The 19,024-nt window shown below is 59.9% G+C and carries 21 protein-coding genes; 3 read left to right on the top strand and 18 right to left on the bottom strand.

What is annotated here, in order from left to right; genetic code table 11:
- Positions 1–8: 8 nt before the first annotated feature.
- Entirely contained in the window at positions 9–1,298 is a 1,290-nt protein-coding gene (locus ACWHRL_RS09270) for a nucleotide sugar dehydrogenase (RefSeq protein ID WP_447896133.1), read from the bottom strand.
- A 213-nt stretch (positions 1,299–1,511) separates the two neighbouring features.
- Here ACWHRL_RS09270 and ubiG point away from each other — a divergent pair, with 213 nt between their 5' ends.
- Positions 1,512–2,255, top strand: coding sequence for a bifunctional 2-polyprenyl-6-hydroxyphenol methylase/3-demethylubiquinol 3-O-methyltransferase UbiG (gene ubiG, locus ACWHRL_RS09265; protein WP_447896132.1), 744 nt, complete (start codon positions 1,512–1,514; stop codon positions 2,253–2,255).
- Positions 2,256–2,960, top strand: a complete 705-nt coding sequence (locus ACWHRL_RS09260; protein ID WP_447896131.1) for an HAD-IA family hydrolase — start codon at positions 2,256–2,258, stop codon at positions 2,958–2,960.
- Positions 2,961–2,987: 27 nt separating this feature from the next.
- On the opposite strand, the gene ACWHRL_RS09255 is transcribed toward ACWHRL_RS09260, so the two are convergent.
- The 13 genes from ACWHRL_RS09255 to ACWHRL_RS09195 all read right to left on the bottom strand — a co-directional run bounded on the left by ACWHRL_RS09255 (position 2,988) and on the right by ACWHRL_RS09195 (position 14,092).
- Positions 2,988–3,749, bottom strand: coding sequence for a YciK family oxidoreductase (locus ACWHRL_RS09255; protein WP_447896130.1), 762 nt, complete (start codon positions 3,747–3,749; stop codon positions 2,988–2,990).
- Between the two features lie 20 nt (positions 3,750–3,769).
- The gene (ybgF, locus tag ACWHRL_RS09250; RefSeq protein WP_447896129.1) at positions 3,770–4,591 is read right to left on the bottom strand and encodes a tol-pal system protein YbgF; all 822 of its coding nucleotides are present in this window, start codon (positions 4,589–4,591) and stop codon (positions 3,770–3,772) included.
- Positions 4,592–4,634: 43 nt separating this feature from the next.
- Positions 4,635–5,183, bottom strand: coding sequence for a peptidoglycan-associated lipoprotein Pal (pal, locus tag ACWHRL_RS09245; RefSeq protein ID WP_447896128.1), 549 nt, complete (start codon positions 5,181–5,183; stop codon positions 4,635–4,637).
- A 61-nt stretch (positions 5,184–5,244) separates the two neighbouring features.
- On the bottom strand, positions 5,245–6,531 hold the full coding sequence (tolB, locus tag ACWHRL_RS09240) for a Tol-Pal system beta propeller repeat protein TolB (RefSeq protein ID WP_447528850.1): 1,287 nt from the start codon (positions 6,529–6,531) through the stop codon (positions 5,245–5,247).
- Positions 6,531–7,772, bottom strand: a complete 1,242-nt coding sequence (gene tolA, locus ACWHRL_RS09235; protein WP_447896127.1) for a cell envelope integrity protein TolA — start codon at positions 7,770–7,772, stop codon at positions 6,531–6,533. The genes tolB and tolA overlap by 1 nt, the downstream gene beginning before the upstream one ends.
- A gap of 5 nt (positions 7,773–7,777) precedes the next feature.
- Entirely contained in the window at positions 7,778–8,221 is a 444-nt protein-coding gene (gene tolR, locus ACWHRL_RS09230; protein ID WP_447528848.1) for a protein TolR, read from the bottom strand.
- 11 nt (positions 8,222–8,232) lie between these two features.
- Entirely contained in the window at positions 8,233–8,913 is a 681-nt protein-coding gene (tolQ, locus tag ACWHRL_RS09225; RefSeq protein WP_447528847.1) for a protein TolQ, read from the bottom strand.
- Between the two features lie 105 nt (positions 8,914–9,018).
- Positions 9,019–9,399: a tol-pal system-associated acyl-CoA thioesterase gene (ybgC, locus tag ACWHRL_RS09220; RefSeq protein ID WP_447896159.1), complete on the bottom strand. Its 381-nt coding sequence runs from the start codon at positions 9,397–9,399 to the stop codon at positions 9,019–9,021.
- 14 nt (positions 9,400–9,413) lie between these two features.
- Positions 9,414–10,451: a Holliday junction branch migration DNA helicase RuvB gene (ruvB, locus tag ACWHRL_RS09215; RefSeq protein ID WP_447528846.1), complete on the bottom strand. Its 1,038-nt coding sequence runs from the start codon at positions 10,449–10,451 to the stop codon at positions 9,414–9,416.
- A 44-nt stretch (positions 10,452–10,495) separates the two neighbouring features.
- Positions 10,496–11,104: a Holliday junction branch migration protein RuvA gene (gene ruvA, locus ACWHRL_RS09210; RefSeq protein WP_447896126.1), complete on the bottom strand. Its 609-nt coding sequence runs from the start codon at positions 11,102–11,104 to the stop codon at positions 10,496–10,498.
- Positions 11,105–11,245: 141 nt separating this feature from the next.
- Entirely contained in the window at positions 11,246–11,797 is a 552-nt protein-coding gene (gene ruvC, locus ACWHRL_RS09205; protein ID WP_447528844.1) for a crossover junction endodeoxyribonuclease RuvC, read from the bottom strand.
- Between the two features lie 154 nt (positions 11,798–11,951).
- Positions 11,952–13,736 (bottom strand): aspartate--tRNA ligase, encoded by a 1,785-nt coding sequence (gene aspS, locus ACWHRL_RS09200; RefSeq protein WP_447896125.1) that lies wholly within the window; start codon positions 13,734–13,736, stop codon positions 11,952–11,954.
- A 62-nt stretch (positions 13,737–13,798) separates the two neighbouring features.
- On the bottom strand, positions 13,799–14,092 hold the full coding sequence (locus ACWHRL_RS09195) for an FmdB family zinc ribbon protein (protein WP_447528842.1): 294 nt from the start codon (positions 14,090–14,092) through the stop codon (positions 13,799–13,801).
- Between the two features lie 186 nt (positions 14,093–14,278).
- Here ACWHRL_RS09195 and ACWHRL_RS09190 point away from each other — a divergent pair, with 186 nt between their 5' ends.
- Entirely contained in the window at positions 14,279–15,226 is a 948-nt protein-coding gene (locus tag ACWHRL_RS09190; RefSeq protein WP_447896124.1) for a D-2-hydroxyacid dehydrogenase, read from the top strand.
- Here the strand turns inward: ACWHRL_RS09190 and ACWHRL_RS09185 are convergent.
- From ACWHRL_RS09185 to cls, 4 genes are all read right to left on the bottom strand, one after another.
- Positions 15,223–15,498, bottom strand: coding sequence for an acylphosphatase (locus ACWHRL_RS09185; protein ID WP_447896123.1), 276 nt, complete (start codon positions 15,496–15,498; stop codon positions 15,223–15,225). The two genes, ACWHRL_RS09190 and ACWHRL_RS09185, sit on opposite strands and share 4 nt — an antisense overlap.
- A gap of 15 nt (positions 15,499–15,513) precedes the next feature.
- Positions 15,514–16,431, bottom strand: a complete 918-nt coding sequence (locus ACWHRL_RS09180; protein ID WP_447896122.1) for a YihY/virulence factor BrkB family protein — start codon at positions 16,429–16,431, stop codon at positions 15,514–15,516.
- A gap of 159 nt (positions 16,432–16,590) precedes the next feature.
- The gene (locus ACWHRL_RS09175; protein ID WP_447896121.1) at positions 16,591–17,508 is read right to left on the bottom strand and encodes a LysR substrate-binding domain-containing protein; all 918 of its coding nucleotides are present in this window, start codon (positions 17,506–17,508) and stop codon (positions 16,591–16,593) included.
- A 33-nt stretch (positions 17,509–17,541) separates the two neighbouring features.
- Positions 17,542–18,960, bottom strand: a complete 1,419-nt coding sequence (cls, locus tag ACWHRL_RS09170) for a cardiolipin synthase (protein WP_447528837.1) — start codon at positions 18,958–18,960, stop codon at positions 17,542–17,544.
- Positions 18,961–19,024 lie beyond the last annotated feature (64 nt).

The raw sequence follows: 19,024 nt of genomic DNA, 5'->3' as shown, positions 1-19,024 counted from the left end.
AAATATCCTCAAAGAGTCGCTGGGTCGGCACGACGACCAATCCCTCTATAGCGTAGGCCACAGCTGGCTACGAAGGCAGGGTCGAAAATGTTGCGCCCATCCAATACCAATTTAGCGTTGAGCAACGAGGCTAAGCGATGCCAGTCCGGGTTCCAATAGATTTTCCACTCGGTGACCAGCATCAGCGCATCCGCGCCCTCGCAGGCCAGGTAAGGGTCGCCGGTGTAAAGCGTCAGGTCCTCGCGCTCGCCCAAAAGCGCTGCAAGCGCCGGGGTGGCTGCCGGATCGTGGAGTTTCACCTTGACCCCTTGGGCCAACAGCGCTTCCAGCAGTGTAAGGACCGGCGCGTGATCGATGCGCGCGGTGCCGGGCTTGAACGCCGCGCCCCAGATTGCGACGGTTTTGCCGGTCAGCTCGCCTTCGAAAAACGTCCAGAGCTTTCTGAACAGCGTCTCTTTTTTCTGCTCGTTGATATCGACGACCTGCTCTAAAAGCGCCGAATAACGCCCGCTTTGCGACTGGACATCGGCCAGGCGCATCAAATCCCGGGAAAAGTTCGGGCCGCCAAAACCGCAACCCGGGTACAGGTATTCAAAGCCGATACGCGTGTCGGCGCCCATGCCTTGGCGCACGTGCTCGACATCCACTCCCAACGTATCGGCAAGCCCGGCGATTTCATTCATGTAGCTGATGCGCGTGGCCAGCATGCCGTTGATGGCGAGCTTGGTCAGCTCCGCGGCACGCCGAGGCATGAGCTGGAAAACGTCGCGGCGGCGGTTGAACGCGCGCAGAAGTTCGCGGATGACCTGCTCGCCCTGGGCGTCGTCGCAGCCCAATAGCCAGCGTGTGGGGCGCGTGAAGGACTCCCAGGCGCGCCCTTCTTCCAGCGTATCCGGGAGAGCCACGCTTGAATGCTGCTCCCCCATCAAGGCGTGCAGCCGCTCGGTGTCGCCCACCGGAAAGGTGGAATTATTCACCAACACCACCCGCGGCACCTGAAACGTTAGCGCGTCGATCAAGGTGTCCGCCGCCTGGCGCTGGTTGGGCGAAAGAGCCAGCCAGATCACCTCCGTGGCGCCGGCATCGTCCAACTGGTCGATGATACGCAAGGTGCCCTGATCGAGCGCCTGGCTGATATGCGCCATGAGCTCGGGCTCCCGGCGCAGCCAGTCGCGCTCGGAAACGGCCTCCCAGGGAGAGTCTTCGTGGAGCAGCCAATCGACCCGGTGGCCTACGAAGGCCAGTGCCGCGGCCGCCGTCGCAGCGCTGAGCTCACTACCGTGGAGTAATACGCGCATTAGGTACGCTCCCAACGCAATCGCCGGATAAACAGGGCTTTTTGAGTCATGACGCGCTCCTTTTCATGCGCTTCGCTCCTGGAGTGGTTAGAATGTAATAATACAAAACCCGGGGGTGGATGCCACCTTGTTGCCTAATGTAACCGGCTGGAACGATTTGGCCGTTAGGCGGCCCGGTAAAATCTCGCGCTGACACGATAAGGAAGTGACTCCATGCAAGCGACCTCTCAGGATAGCACTGCTGATCGCTATAAAGGTAACGTCGATCAAGCGGAAGTAGCGAAATTTGAAGCACTTGCCAGCCAGTGGTGGGACGACCAAGGCGAGTTCAAGCCGCTGCACGAGATCAACCCGCTGCGCCTGGATTTCATCGACGCCCGGGCCGGGCTTGCCGGGAAGAAGGTGCTGGATGTGGGCTGCGGCGGCGGCATCTTGAGCGAGTCCATGGCGCGCCGCGGCGCTCAGGTGACCGGCATCGACCTGGGCGAGGCGCCGCTGGGCGTTGCCCGAGTGCATGCCGAGCACCATAACGTCGAGCTCGACTATCGCAATATAAGCGTTGAAAGCCTGGCCGAGGAATCGCCGGGCGCCTTCGATGTCGTCACCTGCATGGAAATGCTCGAGCACGTCCCGGACCCGGCATCGGTCATTCGTGCATGCTGCAAGCTGGTGCGCCCAGGCGGTTACGTTTTCTTTTCGACGATCAACCGCACGCCCAAAGCCTACGCGTTTGCGATCGTGGGCGCGGAGTACGTACTGAACCTCTTGCCCCGGGGCACCCACGACTACGCTAAATTCATCCGCCCTTCTGAAATGGCCGGCTGGGCGCGTCAGGCGGGGCTCGAGGTGCGTGAACAAACCGGACTGACCTACAACCCGCTTACCCGCCGCTACAAGCTGGCAGCCCAGGACGTTTCGGTCAACTACATGATGTACTGCCGCAAAGTGAGCCAATAAATGGCGTATTCGACTCTTGAGGCGCCCACCGCCAGCGCCACGCTTGAGCTTCCCGCACCCAAGGCGGTGCTGTTCGATCTCGACGGCACGCTGGTCGATACCGCCCCGGATCTGGCGAACGCGACCAACGCGTTAAGGCAGCACCACGGCCTGGCGCCCCTGCCCTTCGATCAGATTCGCCGGGAAGTCTCCAACGGCGGCAGCGCCCTGGTGACACTGGCCATTGGTCTTGAAGCCGATGCCGACGGCCACGCCAGCGCCCGCCAGTACCTGTTGGATGCCTACGAACAGGCGGTAGCAGTGCATAGCCAGGTCTTTAGCCCGCTGGATCGGTGGCTGATCGACTGGCACGCCAATGAAAGACTCTGGGGCATCGTGACCAATAAGCCCCGCCGCTACACCCTGCCGCTACTCGAGGCGCTGGCGCTGGAGCCGGGTGCGCTTTTGTGCGCCGACGACTTGAGTGTCAAAAAGCCCGAGCCCGAACCGCTTTGGGAGGCCGCGCGGCGTCTGAATATCGCCCCAGCAGAGTGCTGGTACGTGGGCGATCATCGCCGCGATATCGAGGCGGCAAAAGCGGCGGGCATGACGGCCATTGCGGTGGGGTATGGGTATATCAGCGAGCAGGACGACTACCGCACCTGGCCCGCCGATGTCTGGTTCGAAACCTGCGAGGCGCTGGTCGAGCGCCTTCTCACGTTCTAGCAGGGAGAGAGTGAACCCCTTCGGGTTTTAAGCCCGGGGCGGCTGCGCGTCGATTTTTTGCCCCGTTACGCCGCGGCTGTCCGGGCCCATCAGCCAAAGGTAGGTGGGCATGATCTGTTCCGGTGTACGCAGCGTAGCGGGGTCTTCCTTCGGGTAGGCACCTTCACGCATTGCGGTGCGCGTGGCGCCCGGGTTTAGCGTATTGACGCGCAGGTGCGCGCGCTCCTGGAACTCATCGGCCAAAAGCTCCATGAACCCTTCTGTGGCAAACTTGGAAACGCTGTAAGCGCCCCACTGCGCCCGGCCTTTACGGCCGACGCTGGAGGACGTGAAAATCAGCGAGGCATCCTCGGCGCTATCCAGTAGCGGCAACAGTGCCTGGGTCATCCAGATGGGGCCATTGATGTTGACCTGCATCACCTGTTCCCAAAGCTCGGGGTCGTACTCTTCGAAAGGCGTAATCGTCCCCAATAGCCCGGCGTTGTGTAAAACGCCGTCCAGCCGGCCAAACTCTTTATCCAACCGCCTGGCCATATCGTCGAAATCTTCGAGGGTTGCGCCCTCGATATTGAGCGGAAAAATCGCCGGCTGGGGGCTGCCCTGCGCCTCGATTTCATCGTACACGCGTTCGAGCTTCTCGAGCGTGCGGCCCAGCAGAATAACGGTAGCGCCGTGTTGGGCGTAACTCAGCGCTGCGACCCGGCCGATCCCATCGCCGGCACCGGTGACCAAAATGACCCGGTCCTTCAATAGTTCAGGCTGGGGCTGATAGTCGATCTTGCAGGTCATGCATAACCTCGAGGTGAGTATTATCCGGCGGACTGGCGGAGAAAGTCGTTGGCAAGCCCGGCGGCGCTGCTTTGCGGAAAGTCGTCGCGCACCTGCTCTAGTAGTTCGCGACTGCGCTCGGGCTCGCCCTGGCGTGCCTTGACCAGACCCAGCTTATAAAGCGCGTCCGGCACTTTGTTGCTGTTGTCGAAGTCTTCGATGACGCGGCTAAAGGCTTCATCCGAGGCGCCGAGTTCGTTTTCGGCAGCATAGAGTTCGCCAAGCCAGTAGTAGCCGTTGGCCGTCAGGCTGGTATCCGGGTGGGCATCGACGAAGGCGCTGAACGCGTCGATCGCTTCGTCGAAGCGGCGCGCCTGAACGTGGGCGAAGGCCGCCTGATAGTCGGCCTGGGCGTCTTCGCTTACGTTGCTGGAGGGGGCATTGACCACCTCCTCCGCCGCCTCAGGTTCTACTTGCGGCGCGGCCTGCTCGGCGGGCGCCGGGGCTGGCGCGGAGGCCTGCGCCGGTGCGCTCGTTTGCAGGTTCATCAAGCGGTCTTCGATATCGATGTACTGCTGCTGCGACTGTCGGCGCAGCTGCTCCAGCTGATGCCTAAGCTCTTCGACCTGGCCGCGCAGCTGCTGGATTTCCTGCTGGTGCTCCTCGACCTGGTTAAACAACACCAGGTTACCGCCGGAAGCTTCCTGGCGCTGGGTTTGCTGATAGAAGCCGTTGGAGCCCGAAGAAATATCCTGAACCAGGGGCTGTTGGGCAAGCGCCGTAAGGGGCAATACGGACAGCGGGAGCGCAATGGCTCCCGCACCGCACAGCCTCTCAAAAAAGCGTTTGAGACTGTGATTCATGTTGACTCCGAAAACGCAGGCGCGCCGTGGCGCGCCGGTACGTCTAGTAGCTAAATACAACGCGACGGTTTTGTGAGTAGGCGCTGTCGCCCTGGCCGCTGGCCGCCGGACGCTCTTCACCGTAGCTCACAACGCTCATCTGAGACGGCGAAACGCCCTGAATGTTCAGAAAACGCTGTACCGCGCGAGCACGGCGCTCACCCAGTGCCATGTTGTATTCCCGCGTGCCGCGCTCATCGGTATGGCCCTGAAGCGTGACGCGCGCGTTCGGGTTGGACTGCAGGTAGCGTGCATGGCCCATTACCACGGATTCGTACTCGCTTTTGATCGTATCGCGGTCGTAATCGAAGTAGATGGTGCGCACTTCGGGGATACGTGAATCGGCCTGCTGGCCGGTACCCGAGCCGCTGGTCGAACCGTACTGACCGGTACCGCTGGTGCCCGTGCCAGAACCGGTGCCCGTACCCGTGGTGCTGCCACTTTGGCTTCCGTAAGCGTCACCGTCCTGGGTGCCGCCGGTGCTTGAACAGCCAGCAACCGCCAGAATGGAGAAAGCGACTGCTAGAGAGCGAGCCAATGGCTTAAGTTGCATAATCAGACTCCTTGCCTGAAAACAGAATTTTGTGTTGTTCAACTATTTCTGTTGTTCAACTTTAATTTAAAAAGGGAGACCACGCGGGATCGCGTACTTCACCCTGTGCTGCCGGCAGTCTGAATGACGAGCGGCCATCCGCCGAAACGGCACTCAAAAAGCCACTTCCACCCTGTTGGGTAGCGAAGATTACCATGGTCCCGTTCGGCGCAACACTAGGAGATTCATCCCGCGTTGATTCGCTCAATACGACTAAACGGCCACCATCCAATTCCTGACGCGCTACCTGATATCCGCGGTCCGAGCGGTGAATCAAAAAGATCTGGTCACCGTCGGGTGAGTAGCGCGCACGGGCATTGTAGTTGCCGGTGTAGGTCACGCGGTCGGCGCTGCCGCCACTGGCCGGCATCTGATAAATCTGCGGGCCGCCGCTGCGATCCGAGGTGAAAATCAGGTTACGGCCATCCGGCGACCAAGCCGGTTCAGTATCGATGCTATTGCTCTGGGTCACGCGGTCGAGCGAACGGCTGCCGATATCGAGTACGTAGATATCCGGCTGGCCATCCTTGGAAAGCGACATCGCCAAACGGCGGCCATCTGGTGACCAGGCCGGGGCACCGTTGATACCCTCGAACGAAGTTGCCTGAACCCGCTGTCCGGAGGACACACTTTGAATATAAATCGCCGGGCGTTCTGTTTCAAAGGAAACATAGGCCAGTTTAGTGCCATCCGGCGACCAGGCCGGTGACATGATCGGCTGGTCAGAGGTTAGCACCTGCTGGCTGCGGCGACCGTCCGAGTCAGCCACGTAAAGTCCAAACTGCATGTTGTCGCCCAAGCCCTGGGCAGTGACGTAGGCAATTTTGGTCGAAAACGCGCCGCGAATATCGGTGATCGCTTCAAAAATCTGGTCGCTGATGTAGTGCGCGCCACCGCGCAGGTCGTTGCTATCGACGTTGACGGTTTCGCCGATCATGCGCGACTGGCCGCTAATATCCATCAGCTCGAACTGGATCTGGTAGCCGCTGCCGGACTGCTGAGCGCGCCCGACGACCAGGTAGCGGGTATCCAGAGAGCGCCAGGTGCCGAACTGCACATCGCTTGCCTGACTTGGCCGTTCGAACATTGCGCTGCGTTCGAGCGGGGCGAACATGCCGCTACGCTCCAGGTCATCCTGAACGATTTGTGCAACGTCTTCGGGGAAGCCTTCGCCGCCTTCAAATGGCACTACGGCAATGGGCAAGGCCTGGTCGCTGCCCCGGGTTATTTCGATGGTAAGGTTGGCGCTTGCGACGCTGCTGATCAGCAGCAGAACACAAAATAGCCATACTTTGCTCAAGGTCTGCATCAACGTACCCCTCCTGGCGAGAAGTTAAAGTTCATCGGTTGTGATCGAATCATGCGCTGCTGTTCCGGGGTTAGTTGCAGCAGCTCGCGAAACGGCGCTGCTTGCTCGACCGCTTGAATGGCCGACTGATCAAAAGCGCTGTTGCCGCTCGACGTTACTATGTTAGCCAATAACACCTCCCCTGACGGCCCCAAACGCACGCTTATGGTGGTACGCAAGTTGTCGCCGGCGCCGCCGGGGATGATCCAGGCCTGCTCGACGGCCCGCTGCACAAGGTTGCTAAAGTTATTGGCTGCCTGCTGGGCTTGTTGCGCATTGGCCGCGGCCGCCGCTTCGCCTTCCAACTGGCGCTGCATGGCGGCTTCGGCCTCTGCCTGAGCTTCGGCTTCGGCTTCGCGCTGACGCTGGGCCTCTGCTTCTCGTTCACGCTCGGCTTGGGCGTCGCGTTCGCGCTGCGCCGCTTCTTCACGCTCACGTTCTGCCTGGGCTTCGCGCTCAGCTTGTGCTTCGGCCTCGGCTTCGCGACGCGCCTCTTCCTCCCGCTGGCGTTCAGCTTCAGCTTCGGCCTCCGCTTGGGCCTCTGCCTCTGCTTGGGCTTCGGCCTCTGCTTCGGCCTCCGCCTCGCGACGTGCGGCTTCTTCGCGTTGGCGTTCGGCTTCCGCTTCTGCCTCGCGTTCCTGGCGAGCTTGCTCTTCGCGCAGGCGTTGCTGCTCGGCCTCGGCTTCTTCTCGGGCCTGCTCCTCGGCGGCGCGCTCTTCGGCCAGGCGTTGGGCTTCTTCTTCGCGTGCCTGGGCTTGAGCCGCCTGCTCCTGAGCTTGTTCTTCGGCTTGCTGTTCCCGGCGCGCCGCTTCGGCTTCGGCTTCTTCGAGCGCACGAGCGCGGTCTGCAGCCGCCTGGGCTTCAGCCTCGGCAGCGGCTTGCGCTTGCGCTTCCGCCTCGGCGTTGCTTTCTTGCGGCGCGGGTTCGGGTTCGGGTTCAGGCTCAGGCGGTGGTTCGGTCGGCTCCGGGGCGCTGGCACTCTCTAATGCCGCCTGCTGTTCGATCGCCTGCTGCGCCTGGTCGGTAAAGGTCTCGGTGCTGACAAAGGTTGCCTGCACGATCGAGGTAGTGTCCGGCTCCTCGGTGCTGCTCGGCAGGCTAATCAAGCTAAACGCCAGGATCGCGAGGTGAACCGCAATCGCCAGTATCGCGGGCAAGGTATAGCCGACATCCTGTCGGTCACGAAAAGCGTCATGGGCCATAAGCGTTACCCTTGCGCCTCCTGGGGCGGCTCGGAAAGTAGCCCTACGTTGGCAACGCCGGCGCGCTGAAGCGTACTCATCAGCACCACGATTTGACCGTACTGTACGTTACGGTCGCCACGCACCATGACCGGCGTATTGGGTACACGCTGGAGTATCGCGACGACGCGCTCGGACATCTGATCAAGCGATACCGCCGTGGTGTCCTCACCCAGGGTAATGAAATAACTGCCTTCACTATTGACCGAGATAATGATGGGGTCCGACTCGTCCTGATTCTCCAGCGGCTCGGAGCTTACCTGGGGCAGGTCGACCTCGACCCCTTGAGTCAGCATGGGGGCGGTGATCATGAAGATCACCAGCAGTACGAGCATGACATCGATGAAGGGGACGACGTTGATCTCCCCCATCGGTTTTTTATTACCGCCGCGATTAAATGGTCCGTTCATGTTGGACTCCCTTAGCCGGCGCTCTTGCTGCTATCGCGACCTTGCAGATTGCGATGCAAAATGGCGTGGAACTCTTCGGCAAAGTCTTCGTACTTACCCAGTAGCCGGCCAACGTCATTGGAGAGACGGTTGTAGAAAATAACCGCGGGGATGGCAGCGAACAGGCCCATGGCCGTGGCGATCAGCGCTTCGGCGATCCAGGGCGCGACGGTGGCAAGCGTTGCCTGCTGCGACATGGAGAGCGACTGAAACGAGCCCATGATGCCCCAGACGGTACCAAAAAGGCCGATATAGGGGCTTGCCGAGGCCACGGTGGCCAAAAACGTGAGATGTTGGGTCAGGCGGTCTTCTTCGCGGGACCAGGCCACGCGCATGCTGCGCTGTACGCCTTCAAGAATGGTATCGGCGTTGCGGGTCTTGGGAAGCAAACGGTTGAATTCGCGAAAGCCGGAATGAAAGATATGCTCGGCGCCATGCCCCGGCTCGTCGGCGGGGATTTCGCGGTAGAGTTCGTTGAGATCGACCCCGGACCAGAACGACTCTTCGAACTCGCTGTAATCCCGCTTGGCTCGGCGTATAGCGATACTGCGCTGAAAAATCACCACCCATGAGAGGATCGACCCCACGACAAGCAGCAGCATGACCAGCTGCACGACGGTGCTGGCACTCATTATCAGGTGGGGTATGGACATGGTGTTATCGTTCACAGTCGCCCTCATCAGTCTGTTAGCGCAAACGCGCCGTTATGGTCTGTAGAATGGATCCAGAAACCCGTTATGTAGTGCTGCCTGGCCCGCTTATGCGTCGAGTTGGGCCCGAAGCTCGCTGGGCCACGCTTTGGGCCGCAGCGTTTCGCCGTTCAAGCAGGCTATCTCGACTGTGGCGCGGCACAAGAGTTCCTCGTTTCGCCATACGCGTTGCTCGAAGACCATCCGGCAGCGGCCCATACTGTCGACCGTTGCGTCTACGCTTAGCGCGTCGTCGAGTCTGGCCGGTTTGCTATAGTGACAAGCCAAGCGGTATACCACTAGCTGAGTGCCTTCGTCCAGCAGCGTTTGTTGGCCAAGCCCCAATTCTCTTAGCCATTCACTGCGGGCACGCTCCATGAACTTCAAGTAGTTAACGTAGTAGACGATGCCGCCGGCGTCGGTGTCTTCGATATAGACACGCACCGGCATACGAAACGTTGGGCTCACGGGCGGCGCTCCCCTTCCACGTCGATACTCTGCTCGTGGGGTACGCGGTCGAAGTGTCGCCAGGCTTGGCGGGTCACCACACGCCCCCGCGGCGTGCGCATCATAAGCCCCTGCTGAATCAGGTAGGGCTCGATGACATCCTCGATGGTATCGCGCTCTTCGCCGATCGCCGCGGAAAGCGAATCCACCCCGACCGGGCCGCCGTCGAACTTGTCGATCATCGCCAGCAATAGCCGCCGGTCCATATGGTCCAGGCCATGATGGTCTACGTTTAGCATATTGAGCGCGGCGTCGGCCAACGCGGCATTAACGACCCCGTTACCCTTGATGTCGGCGTAGTCGCGCACGCGGCGTAAAAGCCGATTGGCGATACGCGGTGTGCCCCGGGAGCGCCGAGCGATCTCTATCGCGCCTTCGCGGTCGGTTTCGACGTCCAAAAGCTTGGCCGAGCGGGTCACGATCTCGGTCAGCTCCTCCAGGTTATAAAACTCGAGGCGCTGCACGATACCAAAACGATCACGCAGCGGCGAGGTCAAAAGCCCGGCGCGCGTGGTCGCTCCGACCAGCGTGAAGCGCGGCAAATCCAGCTTGATCGAACGCGCCGCTGGCCCTTCGCCAATCATGATATCGAGCTGGAAATCTTCCATGGCGGGATAAAGAACTTCCTCGACGACCGGCGAAAGCCGGTGGATCTCGTCGATGAACAACACATCACCGGGCTCGAGATTGGTGAGCATGGCGGCCAAGTCGCCGGCGCGCTCGAGCACCGGGCCCGAGGTTGACTTGAGCCCGACGCCCATTTCGGTGGCTATGATATTGGCCAGCGTGGTTTTACCAAGACCTGGCGGGCCAAAGACCAGGGTGTGGTCCAGGCTCTCCTCGCGAAGCCGCGCGGCGCCGATAAAAATCTCCAGCTGTTCGCGTACCCGGGGCTGGCCAATATAGTCCTGGAGTTTTTTGGGGCGAATGGCGTGGTCGATGCGCACCTCGCCCTGCTCGGGGGCGGCGGCAATGAGCCGGTCGTGTTCTAGCATAAATACTCGTTAGCGCCTGCGTTCAAAAGCCGATAATTTGTCATTTAGCCTCCCATGCGCCGGGTAAGTGCTGCTTTTATGAGCGCTTCCGTTGGCTGATGGGGGTCGATATCGGCCAGCATTTTAGCGGCTTCGGTCAGCTTGTAGCCAAGGCTTGTAAGCGCCGCCTCGGCATCGGCCAGGTTGTTGCGCGGCGCGGCCTCGCCGTTGGCGCCTTCCAGGGCAAGCGGTGCGTGCTGGCCCTGCTCCCATTCCGGGAAGCGGTCGCGCATTTCGATGATCAGCCGCTCGGCGGTTTTCTTGCCCACGCCCGGCAGTTTGGTGAGCGCCTTGCTGTCGTCGTCGCGCACGCAGCGCATGAAGGCGTCTTCATCCATGCCCGAGAGAATCGCCAGGGCGAGCTTGGGGCCTACGCCGTTGACCTTGATCAGCGCCCGGAACAGCGCGCGCTCCTGCGCCCGGGCGAAGCCGTAAAGAAGATGCGCGTCGTCGCGAATGGTCAGGTGGGTATAGAGCGTTACGGTCTCGCCTGGGGCGGGAAGCGCCACAAGGGTTGTCATCGAGGCTTCCAGCTCGTAGCCAACGCCGTGCACGTCGATGACCACCCAGGGTGGATGTTTTTCCAGCAGTGCGCCGTTTAAACGACCAATCATGGGCTACCTCGTTACCGATCAAACAGGGGTTACATAAAAAAGCGAGTGACTAAACAGACGGTTACTCTACACAGGGTTACTATATGACGACTCTGTACAGATGACCAGTGGTGGCGCGACGACCTTAAGTTCTGTGCGCTGTTAAAGGCGCCAACGTCCGCTCGAGCGCCGACTTGCACCCCGGGCGGGCAAAGCCGTTAGCCCCTGGCCTGCGTAGGCGTGGCTGAGCGCAATGGCCAGCGCATCCGCGGCGTCGGCCTGGGGCGTGGCCGAAAGATTCAAAATGGCGGTGACCATATGCTGGACCTGGGCTTTATCCGCCCCGCCTTGGCCGGTCACCGCCTGTTTGATTTGACGGGCGGCGTACTCGGCGATTTCCAGCCCGTGATTGGCCATACACACTAACGCCGCGCCGCGGGCCTGGCCAAGTTTCAGGGCGGAATCCGGGTTTTTCGCCATGAAGACACGCTCCACAGAAACTTCGGTTGGCCGGTGAAGACCCACTACCTCGGCAAGCCCGGCGTATATTTGCGCCAGGCGCTGCTCGAGTGCGCCGTCAGCGGTTCGGATACAGCCGCTGGCCACGTAGTGCGGCTTGGCGTTGACCAGTTCGATCACGCCGTAACCGGTAATCCGCGAGCCCGGGTCGATCCCCAGGATGCGCCGAGGCGGGCCTTTGGGCCGTTCGTCCATGTACTTTCTCCTGACGGACTTTTTCTAACGTACTATTTCCAGACGTACTTTTCCTGACCTACTTCCCTTGAAGCACGGTGCCTGGAAACAAAAACACCGACGCGAGCGCCGGTGCTTGAGCCTACCTTAACGTAGCATTGAGACGTCGGCTGGATTACTCGCCGGTAGTGGTCTCGGGCTTCGCTTTCTGGCGCAGGCGGATGTTGAGGTCCTTGAGCTGATCCGGGCTCACCTCGCCCGGGGCGTCGGTCATCAGACACGCCGCGCTCTGGGTTTTCGGGAAGGCGATCACTTCGCGGATAGTTTTCGCGTCGGCCATCAGCATCACCAGACGATCGAGGCCGAAGGCCAGGCCGCCGTGGGGCGGCGCGCCGTACTGGAGCGCGTCGAGCAAGAAGCCGAACTTCTCTTGGGCTTCCTCTTCACCGATACCCAGAATCTCGAACACGCTGCGCTGCATGGTCTGGTCGTGGATACGGATCGAGCCGCCGCCGAGCTCGGTGCCGTTGAGCACCATGTCGTAGGCGCGGGAAAGCGCGCTGGCCGGGTCGGCCTTGAGCTCTTCCGGCGAGCAGGACGGCGCCGTGAACGGGTGGTGAAGCGGGCTCAGACGACCGTTATCGTCGGCTTCGAACATCGGGAAGTCGACGACCCAAAGCGGCGCCCAGGATTGGGTGTAAAGGTCCATATCGGCACCGAGCTTCACGCGCAGCGCGCCGATCGCCTCGTTGACGATGTTGGTCTTGTCCGCGCCGAAGAAGATGATATCGCCATCCTCGGCCCCTACCCGGTCCAGAAGCTCTTCGACCACGTTCTCCATGAACTTGACGATAGGCGATTGAAGACCTTCCAGCCCCTTGGCGCGCTCGTTGACCTTGATCCAGGCCAAGCCTTTTGCGCCGTAAATACCGACGAATTTGGTGTACTCATCGATTTCTTTACGCGAAAGCTTGGCACCGCCGGGTACTTTCAGCGCGGCCACGCGGCCGTCGTCGGCGCTGGCCGGTCCGGAGAAAACCTTGAAGTCGACTTGGCTCATTAGGTCGTCGACATCGGTAAGCTCGAGCGGGATACGCAGATCGGGTTTGTCCGAGCCGAACCGGTCCATCGCTTCCTGCCAGCTCATGCGCGGGAATTCGGGCAGCTCGACGGAGAGCACTTCCTTGAAGAGCTTTTGAATCATCGACTCGGTAATGCCCATGATATCGTTCTCCTCGACGAAGGAGGCCTCGATATCGATCTGGGTGAACTCGGGCTGACGGTCGGCGCGCAGGTCTTCGTCGCGGAAGCACTTGGCGATCTGGTAATAGCGGTCGAAGCCCGCCACCATCAAAAGCTGCTTGAAAAGCTGGGGCGACTGCGGCAGCGCAAAGAAGCTGCCAGCGTGGGTGCGGCTAGGCACCAGGTAGTCGCGGGCGCCTTCCGGCGTTGCCCGGGTCAGGATCGGCGTCTCGATATCCAGGAAACCTTCGTTTTCCAGATAGGCGCGAACGGTATGCGAGATACGCGAGCGCAGACGCAGTTTCTCGATCATGTCCGGGCGGCGCAGGTCGATGTAGCGGTGCTTGAGGCGCACTTCTTCGCCGACCTTGCCGTGCTCGTCGAGCTGGAAAGGCGGCGTGGCGGCGGTGTTGAGCACCTCGACGTCTTTCGCCAGAATCTCGATCATGCCGGTGGGCATGTTCGGGTTTTGCGTGCCTTCCGGACGTAGCCGAACGCGGCCGGTAATACGCAGCACGTACTCATTACGGGCACGGTCGGCATTGGCGAACGCTTCAGCGGTATCCGGGTCGACCACGAACTGGGCGATACCGTCGCGATCGCGCATATCGAGGAAAATGACCCCGCCGTGGTCACGGCGACGATGCACCCACCCACAGACGGTGACCGTTTGATCTACCAGAGTTTCGTTAAGCTGGCCGCAATAATGGCTGCGCATGTTTCATCCTGTTCTGTTACGTGACAATAAAGGTATCGCGGGTCTGACCTTCACCGGCGCGGCTACGCCGCGTCACCCTTGCTTTTGGAAGAGCCACCGGTGGGTGTAGACGAAGCGTTTTCGGCTTTACCCGTTGCGGCGGGCTGGTTGTCCGCCGCCAGGTTTTTCTTGCCACCGGTTTTGAAATCGGTTTCATACCATCCGCCGCCGGCCAAGCGGAAGCCGGCCGCCGACACCAGACGATTGAGATCGTCGCGCTGACAGGCCGGGCAGTGCTTCAACGGGTCGGCACTGATCTTCTGTAGTTTTTCCATGCGATGACCGCAGGCCTTGCACTCGTATTCATAGATGGGCATGTTGATAGCTCCTGAAAAGCTCAGCGTAGACAGGACATTGATAACCCTAACGACTTTGGGCCCTGGCAATATGTGGCCTGTCGTAATAAATTCCAAGACAGCGGTTGGTAAAGCCGCCCATTATACCCTTTTGTGCCCCCTGCCGGGCAAGGCCTGGCATCCCTCGGTTTACATGGAGAGAATAAAATGGCCAACGCGGTAATGCTCGATGCACAAAGCATGGGCCCCCATATCGATTTCACCGCGATTCGTGACTGCGTCTCGACGCTGGATATCTACGACCAAACCACCCCGGAGCAGGCCCAGGAGCGCCTGAAAGACGCCGAGATCGTGCTGGTCAACAAGGTCAAACTCGACCGCCAGCTTTTGGAGTCGCTGCCCTCGCTCAAGCTTATTTGCGTCATGGCGACCGGCCTTAACAACATCGACATGGACGCGGCCCAGGCCAACGGTATTGCCGTGAAAAACGTGTCCGCCTACGGCACGGCCAGCGTGTCTCAGCATACGTTGATGTTGATATTGACGCTGGCGGCTCGCCTGCCCCGCTATCAACAGGATGTCGCCCAGGGCGCCTGGCAGCAGAGCGCATTTTTCTGCCTGCAGGACTACCCGACGCTACAGCTTGCCGGCAAGGAGCTCGTCATGGTCGGCCAGGGGGAGCTTGGCTCGGAAGTGGCGCGGCTGGCGAAAGCGTTTGGTATGAACGTGACGTTCGCCGCACGACCAGGTGGCGAGGCCGACGACGAGCGCCCAAGCCTCGACGAGCTTATGCCCCGCGCCGATGTCATCAGCCTGCACTGCCCGCTCAACGAGCAAACGAAACACCTGATCAATAAAGAGCGGCTGGAAAACGCTAAGTCGTCGCTTTTGCTGGTGAACTGCGCCCGGGGCGGCATTATCGACGAGCACGCTGCGCTAAAGGCCCTGCGCGAAGGCCAAATTGGCGGGCTTGGGGTCGATGTATTGCCCGAAGAGCCGCCGCGCAGTGGCCATGCCTTGCTGGACGCCCTGGCAAGCGACGAGGCGCTCAACCTGATCGTGACCCCGCATAACGCCTGGGTCACCCCGGAGGCCCGCCAGAACATCGTCAAGCTGACCGCCGAGAATATCGAACGCTTTAACGCAAGCGCCTAAGCGGTCGTAAAGCCTTCGGGCACGCGCGCACCGCTGACCTCTTCGAAGGTGACCTCGGTGACGTGGGCGTTCGAAGGCCCCTGCCAGAGCCACTCGCCAAGGGCGGTGACTGCCTCGGCGTCGCCGCACATGAGTACTTCGACCCGGCCATCGGGCAGGTTTTTAGCGTAGCCCGTTACCCCTTTGGTACGGGCCTGTTGCTGAGTACTCGACCGGTAGTGAACGCCTTGTACCTTTCCGCTTACCCAAGCGCGAACGTTTTTCGTTACCACGATGTCCTCCTCTTTTTAAACGTCGTCCTGCTCTTTGATGAACTCATGTTTGACGCGAACTGCGCTATTGCGCGGGATGATCGGCCGCCCGCGGCGGGACAATAGCGAGCGGGTAAACGCGGCACCAAACAGTAGAATAAGCGAGCTGTAATAGACCCATAAAAGTACCATGACAACCGAACCCGCCGCGCCGTAGGTCGACGCCGTCGCCGTGTAGGCCAAATAAACGGCAATCAGGTTGCGCCCGATAGTAAAGAGTACCGCCGTCACCAGCCCGCCAATCAGTACATCCCGCCAGCGTAGCACGACATCCGGCAACACCTTAAAGATGGTCGCGAACAACAGCGTGACCATGGCAAGCGAAAGCAAGGATTCAAGCGTGGTGGTGAAAAAGCTCATGAACGGCATGAGATAATTGGCCGCTTGCAGCATCCCGCGAATCACGACCCCCAGCACCAGAGACACCAATAAAATGAAGCCGATCGACAGCACCACGGTCAGCGATAAAAGGCGGGTCTTGATAAAGATGAAAGCACTGTTGGAGGTAGGTTTGGCGGTAACGTCCCAGATGGTGTTCAGTGAGAACTGCATCTGCGCAAACACCGTGGTTGCGCCGACCAACAGCGCGCCAAAGCCCAAAAGCGTGGGTAGAAGCCCCGACTCTTCGATACGCGACTGGGCGACGGCTTGTTCGATGGCGGATGCGGCATCGACCCCAAGCGTGCCCTGCAACTGGGCGACGATTTGGCCCTGGGCGGCATCTTCGCCCAGTACGATACCAATGACCGTGACGGCGATAATGATCGTTGGTGCCAATGAGAAAAGCGTATAGAACGCAAGCGAGCCTGCGTAGCTAAAAGCGTTGCGCTCGAGCCAGAGTGCAATGGCGTCCTGCACTACTTTCCACCAGAACAGTAGCGTACGTTTTAGCATATTGATTCCCTTGCGAAATACCTTATGTCATGTGCTTTATAGCGCGCACTTGTGTGATGCTTTTTAATAATAACAGCATACCTAACTATTGCCTGGCGCGCTTTCGTCGTAATACGTGCCTTTTCACAAGCACTTTATAGTGAAGCTTTTTTCAAATGATCACGCTTGAAGGAAATCCCTTGGGAGTTTCATCATCTGCCGCCAAAGCCGCTCGACACCGGGTTTATGAACCAGCGAGCAGCGGTAAAGGCGAATTTCCAGCGGGATATCGAGGCTTTCGTCGCCGGCGCGCACCAGCCGTTTGCTCTTGAGTTCCTCGCGAATGCAGAAGTCCGGAATCCAGGCAACGCCAACCCCTTGGAGCACCATCCCCTTTAGCCCTTCGGCCATGGCGGTTTCGTAAACCGTGCGCAGGTTCATGCGCAGGGGGTCGTTTTTGAGCACCATATGCACGCTGCGACCCAAAAACGCACCCTGGCTATAAGCCAAATATGGAACCGGCTCTTGCTGGTCAAGGGTAAAGAGCGGCTGACCGTCGCTATCGGCTAGCGACACTGGCAGCATTTTGACATTGCCGATGGAAAACGACGGAAACACCTTGGTATCGAGCTGCATGGTGGAGAAGGGGTCGTAATAACCGAGCATCAGGTCGCAGTTGCCCTCGCGCAGTACGTGGATCGCCTCGCCCACGTTCATCGCCATTAACCGGGTAGGCAGCTCGCCTACCCCTTTTTGCAGCCGCGAAATCCAGGGCGGATAAAAGCTGAGCGCAAGCGAATGCGCCGCTACGATGTCCAAAGCCTCGTTGGCGATGGAAAGCCCGTGTAAGTGGCTAATGGACTCATTGAGTTGTTCTACCAGGTTACGCGCGGTCACCAGAAAAAGCTGCCCTTCGGCGGTCAATCCAATGGGCGTGGTCGAGCGGTCCACCAGCGTCGTATCCAGCGCCTGCTCGAGGGCGCGGATGCGACGGCTAAAAGCGGGCTGGGTGACGTGGCGCTGTCGCGCCGAGGCCGAAAAGCTTCGCGTATTGGCCAAGGCGACGAAATCCTCGAGCCATTTGGTTTCCAGATTCATCCGAAACTCCTTGTGTCGGCGTCTACGCTAAAGCTACTGAATGGGCGCGGTTAAATAGGCAGCGCGGGAAACGACTTTCTTCCAAAGCGGTCGGTTATTGATTTCGTCGATGGTAACCCGCCGGCATTTGGAAAAATCCTCCTCGAGCATATCGGTGACGCTTGCGGCGAAGCTTGACGACGGTACGTAGGCGGTAATCTCGAAATTAAGCCGAAAAGAACGGTTATCCAGATTGATCGTGCCAACCGTTGCCGCTTCGCTATCGATTAGCATGACTTTTTGATGTAAGAATCCGGGAAGATAACGGTATATTTTAACACCCGCTCGCAACATGTCCGGTAAAAAGGAGAAAGCCGAGAGAAATACCAGCAGATGGTCTGGCCGCTCGGGGATCATGACGCGTACATCGACGCCCCGCATGGCCGCTAAACGCAGCGCATCCTGTACACCCTGGTCCGGTACGAAGTAAGGACTTGTCACCCAAAGCCGGTCATTGGCGCTATGAATGAGCTGTTGGATCAAAAGACTGGCCGTATCGTGCTTGTCCGCCGGGCCCGAGGGCACAATGACCACCTGATGGTCCATTTGTGCGTGGTTTTCGGCGTGCCAGTTCAGTGTGATGACTTCGCCGGTCGCCCAGTGCCAGTCCTCCCAAAACGCCTCCTGCAGCCCCAGTACGCCGGGGCCTTGAAGCATCAGGTGGGTGTCACGCCAGGGGCCGTGACGCGGGTGCTCCCCCAGATACTCCACGCCGACGTTGAAGCCCCCTACCCAGCCTTTTTTGCCATCGACGACCATGATCTTGCGGTGATTGCGGAAATTGAGCTGAAAACGATGCTTGAACCCGCGCGACGACCCAAAGGGGCTTACTTCTACGCCTTCGCTGGCCAGCTCCTTGAAGTAGCCGTCGCGCAGCTTGCGGCTGCCAAGCTCGTCGTAGAGGAAGTAGATACGCACGCCCCGGCCCACGGCGTCTAACAGATGCTCTTTGAGTTTTTGGCCGAGCCGATCATCGCGAACGATAAAAAATTGCAGCAGTAAGTAGTCGTTAGCGTCGTCGATTCCCTGGAACAGGCTCTCGAAGGTGGCGTCACCATCGATCAATAGCTCGGCGTGATTGCCCTTGGTCAGCGGCATCATGGCCAGCTGCTCCACCGCTTGAATATCCGGCGTGGCGGGAAGCGAGATATGCGGCTTCATGTTGTTACGGTAGCGGCGCAGCACACGCCTTAGGACGTTGTCCTTGGCGCCACGAGCCGTCACGTAGCCATAAAACCGCGGGCGGCCAAAAAACCAGTAGGCCGGCAGCGCCACGTAGGGAAACGTTAGAAGCGACATTATCCAGGCGACGGCACCTTGCGAGGTTCGACTCGACATGAGCGCCATGACGGCGGAGACCATGCCCAACAGGTGGATGAGCATAATGCCCGTACCGATAAGCCATGAAGTCATCAAACGCTCCCTGCCATACACTCAGTTCCTTGAACGATTCCCTATATGCAAAAGCCCCGCGAGA

It is taken from the genome of Vreelandella sp. GE22, from assembly GCF_968212445.1.
This window is presented reverse-complemented; position numbering and strand designations above follow the sequence as displayed.

Bases quoted from the DNA above. Each gene is read 5' to 3' on its own strand.
- ACWHRL_RS09270 (WP_447896133.1), bottom strand. From the start codon at position 1,298: ATGCGCGTATTACTCCACGGTAGTGAGCTCAGCGCTGCGACGGCGGCC.
- ubiG (WP_447896132.1), top strand. From the start codon at position 1,512: ATGCAAGCGACCTCTCAGGATAGCACTGCTGATCGCTATAAAGGTAAC.
- ACWHRL_RS09260 (WP_447896131.1), top strand. From the start codon at position 2,256: ATGGCGTATTCGACTCTTGAGGCGCCCACCGCCAGCGCCACGCTTGAG.
- ACWHRL_RS09255 (WP_447896130.1), bottom strand. From the start codon at position 3,749: ATGACCTGCAAGATCGACTATCAGCCCCAGCCTGAACTATTGAAGGAC.
- ybgF (WP_447896129.1), bottom strand. From the start codon at position 4,591: ATGAATCACAGTCTCAAACGCTTTTTTGAGAGGCTGTGCGGTGCGGGA.
- pal (WP_447896128.1), bottom strand. From the start codon at position 5,183: ATGCAACTTAAGCCATTGGCTCGCTCTCTAGCAGTCGCTTTCTCCATT.
- tolB (WP_447528850.1), bottom strand. From the start codon at position 6,531: ATGCAGACCTTGAGCAAAGTATGGCTATTTTGTGTTCTGCTGCTGATC.
- tolA (WP_447896127.1), bottom strand. From the start codon at position 7,772: ATGGCCCATGACGCTTTTCGTGACCGACAGGATGTCGGCTATACCTTG.
- tolR (WP_447528848.1), bottom strand. From the start codon at position 8,221: ATGAACGGACCATTTAATCGCGGCGGTAATAAAAAACCGATGGGGGAG.
- tolQ (WP_447528847.1), bottom strand. From the start codon at position 8,913: ATGTCCATACCCCACCTGATAATGAGTGCCAGCACCGTCGTGCAGCTG.
- ybgC (WP_447896159.1), bottom strand. From the start codon at position 9,399: ATGCCGGTGCGTGTCTATATCGAAGACACCGACGCCGGCGGCATCGTC.
- ruvB (WP_447528846.1), bottom strand. From the start codon at position 10,451: ATGCTAGAACACGACCGGCTCATTGCCGCCGCCCCCGAGCAGGGCGAG.
- ruvA (WP_447896126.1), bottom strand. From the start codon at position 11,104: ATGATTGGTCGTTTAAACGGCGCACTGCTGGAAAAACATCCACCCTGG.
- ruvC (WP_447528844.1), bottom strand. From the start codon at position 11,797: ATGGACGAACGGCCCAAAGGCCCGCCTCGGCGCATCCTGGGGATCGAC.
- aspS (WP_447896125.1), bottom strand. From the start codon at position 13,736: ATGCGCAGCCATTATTGCGGCCAGCTTAACGAAACTCTGGTAGATCAA.
- ACWHRL_RS09195 (WP_447528842.1), bottom strand. From the start codon at position 14,092: ATGCCCATCTATGAATACGAGTGCAAGGCCTGCGGTCATCGCATGGAA.
- ACWHRL_RS09190 (WP_447896124.1), top strand. From the start codon at position 14,279: ATGGCCAACGCGGTAATGCTCGATGCACAAAGCATGGGCCCCCATATC.
- ACWHRL_RS09180 (WP_447896122.1), bottom strand. From the start codon at position 16,431: ATGCTAAAACGTACGCTACTGTTCTGGTGGAAAGTAGTGCAGGACGCC.
- ACWHRL_RS09175 (WP_447896121.1), bottom strand. From the start codon at position 17,508: ATGAATCTGGAAACCAAATGGCTCGAGGATTTCGTCGCCTTGGCCAAT.
- cls (WP_447528837.1), bottom strand. From the start codon at position 18,960: ATGACTTCATGGCTTATCGGTACGGGCATTATGCTCATCCACCTGTTG.